The sequence below is a fragment of the Streptomyces caeni genome (genome assembly GCF_042678285.1).
GTDB lineage: Bacteria > Actinomycetota > Actinomycetes > Streptomycetales > Streptomycetaceae > Streptomyces > Streptomyces caeni.
The window spans coordinates 1-6,804 of record NZ_JBHUDX010000034.1 but is presented as its reverse complement, the minus strand read 5'-3'; the positions used below and the strand labels follow the sequence as shown (position 1 = coordinate 6,804).

The following is a 6,804-nucleotide window of genomic DNA, read 5'->3' as shown; positions in this document are numbered from 1 at the left end:
GGGTTCCCAGGGGTGCCACCGGTATCCCGCCTCCCGCTTCCGCTCCTCCCCCCAGCACCGGCGCCCGGGGTGCCGTCACCTCCGTCACCTCGTGGCCGGGCCGCTGCTCGACCTCGATGGACGCCCCGTCCGGTGTGTTCGGATCCACCGTCGTCACCGGCGCCACCACGATGAACGGCACATGGTGGTACCTGGCCAGCACCGCGAGCGGATAGCTCCCCACCTTGTTCGCCACCGAGCCGTCGGCCGCGATCCGGTCCGCCCCGATCAGGACCGCGTCCACCTCGCCGGCGGCGAACAGGGAGCCCGCCGCGTTGTCCGTGAGCAGCGTGTACGCCATCCCGTTGCGGGCCGCCTCGTACGCCGTCAACCGAGCACCCTGCAGCAACGGCCGCGTCTCGTCCACCCACAGCCTGCGCAGCCGCCCCACCCGGTGCGCCGCGAGCGCCACCGCGAACGCCGTGCCCTCCCCACCGGACACCAGCGCCCCGGTGTTGCAGTGCGTCAGCACCCGGTGCCCACCGCCGGGCAGCAGCTCGTCCAGCAGTGCGAGACCGTGCCGCGCCATCCGGGCGCTGGCCTCGGCGTCCTCCCGGTGCAGTTCCCGCGCCGCAACGAGCGCCGCCTCAGCGGCCTGCCGCTGATCACCGCCGTCGGCGAGCGCGGCCCGGTACGCGGCCCGGGCCCTGCGCACGCCCACGGCCAGGTTCACCGCGGTGGGCCGGGCTCCCTCGAGAGCGGCTGCCGCCTCCTCCACCTCGAAGCCGCGCAGGGCGGCGAGCGCGACGCCGTACGCGCCGGCGATCCCGAGGAGCGGCGCCCCGCGCACGGCCAGGGTGCGGATCGCGTCCACCAGCGCGGGCGCGTCCGTGCACACGAGCTCGACCTCCTCGGCCGGTAGCCTCCTCTGGTCGAGAAGGACCAGCACGGGCCCTTCGGGCGGTTCGTCCCAGCGGATGACGGGTATCCCCGCCGACTGGTTACCCTCGCCGGATTGCGCGTACTGATCAGCCATGCGGTCAGTCTGCCCTCTACCGGGCCGACAATTGAAGGCGTGCAGCCCGCACCACCCCCGGTCTCCCGGCGCACGCAGCGTGGCACGATGGCTGCCAACTCGCCGCCGCGCCCGCGGACGGGCACCGTGAAGGAGCGATGATGAACGACACTCCGGGCTGGGCCTCGCCCGGATCTGCCCCCTCCGACGGGCAGCAGCCGGGCACCTCCGGCGCGCAGTCCCCGGAGCAGCCCTCGGACCAGGGCAGTGCCCGTCAGCCGCAGCCGCCGACCACATGGTCCAAGGAGCAGCCCCCGCCCGGGCAGTGGACCGCTCCTCTCCCCCAGGACCCCCGCCAGGCCCCGCCACCGCCACCGCCTCCACCAGGCCCGGGCTGGGGCGGCGGCCGTCCTCCCGCCGGCCCGGGCGGATACGGAGGCCGCGGCTGGGGCGGCCCCGGTCAGGGCTTCGGCGGCTCCTCGGGCTGGGGCGGCTGGGGCCCGCCACCCGCCGCGAAGCCCGGCGTGATCCCGCTGCGCCCGCTCGGCGTCGGTGAGATCCTCGACGGCGCCGTCTCCACCATGCGCGCCCACTGGCGCACGGTCCTCGGCATCTCGCTCGTAGTCGCGGTCTTCACGGAGATCTCCGCCATCCTGCTCCAGGGGTTCGCCCTCGACGACAGCGCCAGTACACAAACCCTCAACGACCCCAGTGCCTCCGCGCGCGAGGTGGGCCGCGCCCTGGGCGACGTGACGCTGAGCACCGGTGCCATCTCCCTGGTCGTCCTGCTGGGAACCATCGTGGTGACGGGTCTGCTCACGACCGTCACCAGTCGGGCTGTCCTCGGCAGGCCGGTGAGCGCCGCCGAGGCGTGGCGCGACGCCCGCCCTCAGATGGCGAAGCTGTTCGCCCTCACGTTCCTGCTGGTGCTGATGGGGGCCGCGATCGTGGTCGGCGGGACGCTCCCCGGCATCCTCATCGCCGTGGCCGGCTCGCCCGGCGCGGGTGCCCCGCTGGCGGTCCTCGGCGGTCTCGGCGGCGTCGTCGTCGCCCTGTGGCTCCTGGTCCGCTTCTCGCTCGCCTCGCCCGCGCTGATGCTGGAGAAGCAGGGCATCGGCGCATCCATGAGGCGCTCCGCCAAGCTGGTGCGCGGCTCGTGGTGGCGGGTCTTCGGCATCCGGGCGCTCGCGCAGGTCATCGCGGTCATCATCGGGTGGATCATCGTGATCCCCTTCGCCGTCCTCGCCGGAGCGTTCAGCGACGGCGGCCTCGGCAGCCTCGTCAACGGCACCGGCAGCCCCGGCTGGACGTTCCTCATCGTCAGCGGGATCGGCTCGGTGATCGCACGCATGCTCACCTTCCCCGTCACCGCCGGCGTGACCGTGCTGCTCTACATCGACCAGCGCATCCGCCGTGAGGCCCTCGACCTCGATCTGGCGCGCGCCGCCGGCGTCCCGGGCCACGGCTCCGACGGCCACGGCACTGTCCCGGGGAGCTGATGCGATGAGCCTGGCGGGGGGAGTACTGAGAGTCGTACCGGTGCTGTGGCACTCGGGCGACGAACCACCGGTGACCGTCTCACGCGATCCCGCCCGGGAGGCGGCCCGGCGTGAGCTGTCCAAGCAGATGTACCACGAGAACGACCCGAGCCCGCTGCAGCGTGCCCTGAACGCCTTCTGGAACTGGGTCGACGGGCTCTTCGGCGCGGCATCGGGCGCGATGCCCGGCGGCTGGGTCGGCCTCCTCGTCATCGTGCTGGTGGTACTGGCGCTCGTCGGTGCCCTGTGGTGGCGCCTCGGCACCCCGCACCGGATGGCCACCTCGTCCGCGGCGCTCTTCGACGACCGCCCGCGCAGCGCCGCCGAACACCGCGCGGCCGCCGAGGCGCACGCCGCCCAGGGCCACTGGAACCAAGCCGTCCAGGAACGCATGCGCGCCGTCGTCCGCTCCCTGGAGGAGCGCGCCCTCCTCGACGTACGCCCCGGCCGCACAGCGGACGAGGCCGCCTCCGAAGCCGGCCGTACCCTGCCCGGCCACGCGGACCGGCTGCGCTCCGCCGCCCGGGACTTCGACGACGTCACATACGGCGGCCGGGCCGCTGGCGAGGGAACGTACCGCCGGCTCGCCGCGCTCGACGACGACCTGGAGCGCGCCAGGCCGCAGCTGACCGGCAGCGCCCGCGCCACGGCCCACGACCCGCACCAGGGAGCCGCCGGATGACCGCCGAGGCCACGCGTCCCGAGTCCACGTCGGCCTCGCCCACCGCGCGCCAGGCGTGGACCCGGGCACGAGGTGTCGTACTGGGCGTCGTGCTCCTCCTGATAGGCGCGGTCGCGATCGCAGTGATCCGATCCGGCGCCCAGCACGGGCGCCTCGACCCGCGCTCCGCCGACCCGTACGGCAGCCGGGCCGTCACCAAGCTCCTCGCCGACCGGGGTGTGTCCACGCGCGTGGTCACCACCCTCGACGAGGCACGCACGTCGACAGGCACGGACACCACGCTCCTGATCGCCGTACCCGATCTGCTGACCCGCGGCCAGCAGAACCTGGTGCACGAGGCGACGCAGGACTCCGGCGGCCGGACCGTCCTGGTCGCGCCCCGCGCGTCGCTCGGCGTCCTCGCCCACGGGGTGTCGGCCGACCCCTCCATCAGCTACGACTCGCTGCTGGCCCCCTCCTGCGCACTGCCCGCGGCCCGTCGAGCGGGCAGCGCCGACACCGGTGGAATCCGCTACCTCACGAGCGACACCCGCGCCGACACCTGCTACCCCAGTGACGGCCTGCCCACCCTGCTGCGTCTCCCGGCCGCTTCCGGACCCGGCGACACCGTCGTCCTCGGCGCGCCCGACATCCTGTACAACGACCGCCTCGACGAGCACGGCAACGCGTCGCTCGCCCTGCAACTGCTCGGTTCCCGCTCCCACCTGGTCTGGTACCTCCCCTCGCTCTCCGACGCCACGGCCACCGACTCGGGGCAGGGCCTGTTCGACCTGCTTCCCTCCGGCTGGCTCTGGGGCACCCTGCAGCTCTTCATCGCCGCCGCCCTGGCGGCCCTGTGGCGGGCACGCCGTCTCGGCCCTCTCGTACCGGAGAAACTCCCCGTCGCGATCCGCGCCTCCGAAACCGTCGAAGGCCGCGCCCGCCTCTACCGCAAGGCCGCCGCACGCGATCGCGCCGCTGCCGCTCTTCGTACCGCCACCCGCACGCGCCTCGCCCCTCTCGTGGGCATTCCCGCCGCTCAGGCGCACGCGTCCGAGGCCCTGCTCCCCGCGCTGTCCGCCCACCTCCGCGCCGACGGACAGTCCCTGCACACCCTCCTCTTCGGCCCGCCGCCCGGCGACGACGCGGCCCTGATCGCCCTCGCCGACCAACTCGACGCCCTCGAAAGAGAGGTACGCCGTCCATGATGGACCCGACCACTGACAACGCCGGGCACACCGGGGATCCAGGCGCCGCCCGCGCCTCCCTGGAAGCTCTGCGCGCCGAGATCGCCAAAGCCGTGGTCGGCCAGGACCCCGCCGTGACCGGCCTCGTCGTCGCCCTCCTGTGCCGCGGACACGTCCTGCTGGAAGGTGTCCCCGGGGTCGCCAAGACGCTGCTGGTCCGCGCCCTCGCGTCCGCTCTCGAACTCGACACGAAACGCGTCCAGTTCACCCCCGACCTGATGCCCAGCGACGTCACGGGCTCCCTCGTCTACGACGCCCGGACCGCCGAGTTCTCCTTCCAGCCCGGCCCGGTCTTCACCAACCTGCTCCTCGCGGACGAGATCAACCGCACCCCGCCCAAGACGCAGTCGTCCCTCCTCGAAGCCATGGAGGAGCGTCAGGTCACCGTCGACGGCACCCCGCGCCCGCTTCCCGAGCCGTTCCTGGTGGCGGCCACGCAGAACCCGGTCGAATACGAGGGCACCTACCCCCTCCCCGAAGCCCAACTGGACCGTTTCCTGCTCAAACTGACGATCCCTCTCCCATCCCGTCAGGACGAGATCGACGTCCTCACCCGGCACGCCGGGGGCTTCAATCCGCGCGACCTGCGCGCCGCCGGCGTACGCCCGGCGGCAGGCCCCGCCGACCTCGAAGCCGCGCGCGCCGCCGTCGCCAAGACGACGGTCTCCCCCGAGATCACCGGCTATGTCGTGGACATCTGCCGCGCCACCCGCGAATCCCCGTCCCTCACGCTCGGTGTGTCACCACGCGGCGCCACGGCCCTGCTCGCCACGGCCCGCGCCTGGGCGTGGCTGACCGGCCGGGACTACGTCATCCCCGACGATGTGAAGGCGCTCGCTCTTCCAACGCTCCGTCACCGTGTCCATCTCCGCCCCGAGGCGGAGATGGAGGGCGTGACCGCCGACTCCGTCATCAACGCGGTCCTCACCCACGTCCCCGTGCCCCGCTGATGGCGCTCACCGGACGCGCCGCGCTCCTCGCGGCACTCGGCACCCTCCCGATCGGCATCTGGGAACCTGGTTGGACGGGCGTCCTCGCCGTCAACGGCACGCTCGCCCTGGCCTGCGCCTGCGACTTCGCGCTCGCGGCACCCGTACGCCGGCTGGGCCTGACCCGCTCCGGGGACACCTCCGTGCGCCTGGGTGAAACGGCCGACGTGACACTGACGGTCACCAACCCTTCCGGACGCCCTCTGCGGGCCCACCTCCGCGATGCCTGGCCGCCGAGCAGTTGGCTGCCCGGCACCGAAGCAGCGGCGTCACGGAACCGTCTGACGGTCCCTCCGGGCGAACGCCGCCGTCTGACGACGCGTCTGCGCCCCACCCGTCGCGGCGACCGCCACGCCGACCGCGTCACGATCCGTTCCTACGGCCCGCTCGGACTCTTCTCCCGTCAGGGCACCCACGAGGTCCCGTGGACGGTACGGGTGCTGCCCGCCTTCACCAGCCGCAAACACCTTCCCTCCAAGCTGGCCCGCCTTCGCGAACTCGACGGCCGCACCAGCGTGCTCACCCGCGGTGAGGGCACGGAGTTCGACAGTCTGCGCGACTACGTCCCCGGGGACGACACGCGGTCCATCGACTGGCGTGCGACGGCCCGCCAGAGCCGGGTCGCCGTGCGCACCTGGCGCCCCGAACGGGACCGCCACATCCTCATCGTCCTGGACACGGGCCGCACCTCGGCCGGACGGGTCGGCGACGCACCGCGCCTGGACGCGTCCATGGACGCGGCACTCCTGCTCGCTGCCCTGGCCTCCCGGGCCGGCGACCGCGTGGACCTGCTCGCCTACGACCGCCGGGTACGCGCCCTGGTCCAGGGCCGCGCCGCCCGCGAAGTCCTGCCCTCGCTGGTCGACGCGATGGCGACGCTGGAGCCGGAACTCATCGAGACGGATGCCCGCGGTCTCACGGCCACCGCACTGCGCACGGCACCACGCAGGTCCTTGATCGTGTTGCTGACCACCCTGGACGCGGCCCCCGTCGAGGAGGGCCTCCTTCCCGTGCTGTCACGCCTCACCCAGCGTCACACGGTGCTGCTGGCCTCCGTGGGGGACCCGTACATCGCCCGCATGGCGACCGCCCGAGGCACCACCGATGCGGTGTACGACGCTGCCGCGGCCGCTCAGGCCCAGGCGGAACGCACACGCACGGCCGAGCAACTGCGCCGCCACGGGGTCACGGTCGTGGACGCGACACCGGAGGACTTGGCACCGGCCCTGGCGGACGCGTATCTGGCGCTGAAAGCGGCGGGCCGGCTCTGATCAGTGCGGGAGGGGGGCCGACCGCCCCCTGAACGCAGAAAACCCCGCACCATGAGGTGCGGGGTTCTCCCACAATTAGTTCGGCGGCGTCCTACTCTCCCACA

General features: G+C 73.4%; 6 protein-coding genes. 5 read left to right on the top strand and 1 reads right to left on the bottom strand.

Annotated features, from left to right (window positions below; genetic code table 11):
• Positions 1-1,015: S-methyl-5-thioribose-1-phosphate isomerase (mtnA, locus tag ACFSL4_RS14565; RefSeq protein ID WP_381082556.1), on the bottom strand; the 1,015-nt coding region annotated here is incomplete at its 3' end.
• 140 nt (positions 1,016-1,155) lie between these two features.
• Here mtnA and ACFSL4_RS14560 point away from each other — a divergent pair.
• The 5 genes from ACFSL4_RS14560 to ACFSL4_RS14540 are packed head-to-tail and all read left to right on the top strand — an operon-like array spanning position 1,156 to position 6,700.
• Complete coding sequence (locus ACFSL4_RS14560; RefSeq protein ID WP_381082554.1) at positions 1,156-2,493, top strand: DUF7847 domain-containing protein; 1,338 nt, start codon at positions 1,156-1,158, stop codon at positions 2,491-2,493.
• 4 nt (positions 2,494-2,497) lie between these two features.
• On the top strand, positions 2,498-3,214 hold the full coding sequence (locus ACFSL4_RS14555) for a DUF4129 domain-containing protein (protein WP_381082501.1): 717 nt from the start codon (positions 2,498-2,500) through the stop codon (positions 3,212-3,214).
• A complete protein-coding gene (locus tag ACFSL4_RS14550) occupies positions 3,211-4,401 on the top strand; it encodes a DUF4350 domain-containing protein (protein ID WP_381082499.1) in 1,191 nt (396 codons plus the stop codon). Before ACFSL4_RS14555 ends, ACFSL4_RS14550 begins: the two co-directional genes overlap by 4 nt.
• Entirely contained in the window at positions 4,401-5,390 is a 990-nt protein-coding gene (locus ACFSL4_RS14545; RefSeq protein ID WP_381082552.1) for an AAA family ATPase, read from the top strand. Before ACFSL4_RS14550 ends, ACFSL4_RS14545 begins: the two co-directional genes overlap by 1 nt.
• Positions 5,390-6,700, top strand: coding sequence for a DUF58 domain-containing protein (locus tag ACFSL4_RS14540; protein ID WP_381082497.1), 1,311 nt, complete (start codon positions 5,390-5,392; stop codon positions 6,698-6,700). The genes ACFSL4_RS14545 and ACFSL4_RS14540 overlap by 1 nt, the downstream gene beginning before the upstream one ends.
• Positions 6,701-6,804: the final 104 nt, after the last annotated feature.

Coding starts and splice junctions, on each gene's coding strand:
- ACFSL4_RS14560 (WP_381082554.1), top strand. CDS start 1,156: ATGAACGACACTCCGGGCTGGGCCTCGCCCGGATCTGCCCCCTCCGAC.
- ACFSL4_RS14555 (WP_381082501.1), top strand. CDS start 2,498: ATGAGCCTGGCGGGGGGAGTACTGAGAGTCGTACCGGTGCTGTGGCAC.
- ACFSL4_RS14550 (WP_381082499.1), top strand. CDS start 3,211: ATGACCGCCGAGGCCACGCGTCCCGAGTCCACGTCGGCCTCGCCCACC.
- ACFSL4_RS14545 (WP_381082552.1), top strand. CDS start 4,401: ATGGACCCGACCACTGACAACGCCGGGCACACCGGGGATCCAGGCGCC.
- ACFSL4_RS14540 (WP_381082497.1), top strand. CDS start 5,390: ATGGCGCTCACCGGACGCGCCGCGCTCCTCGCGGCACTCGGCACCCTC.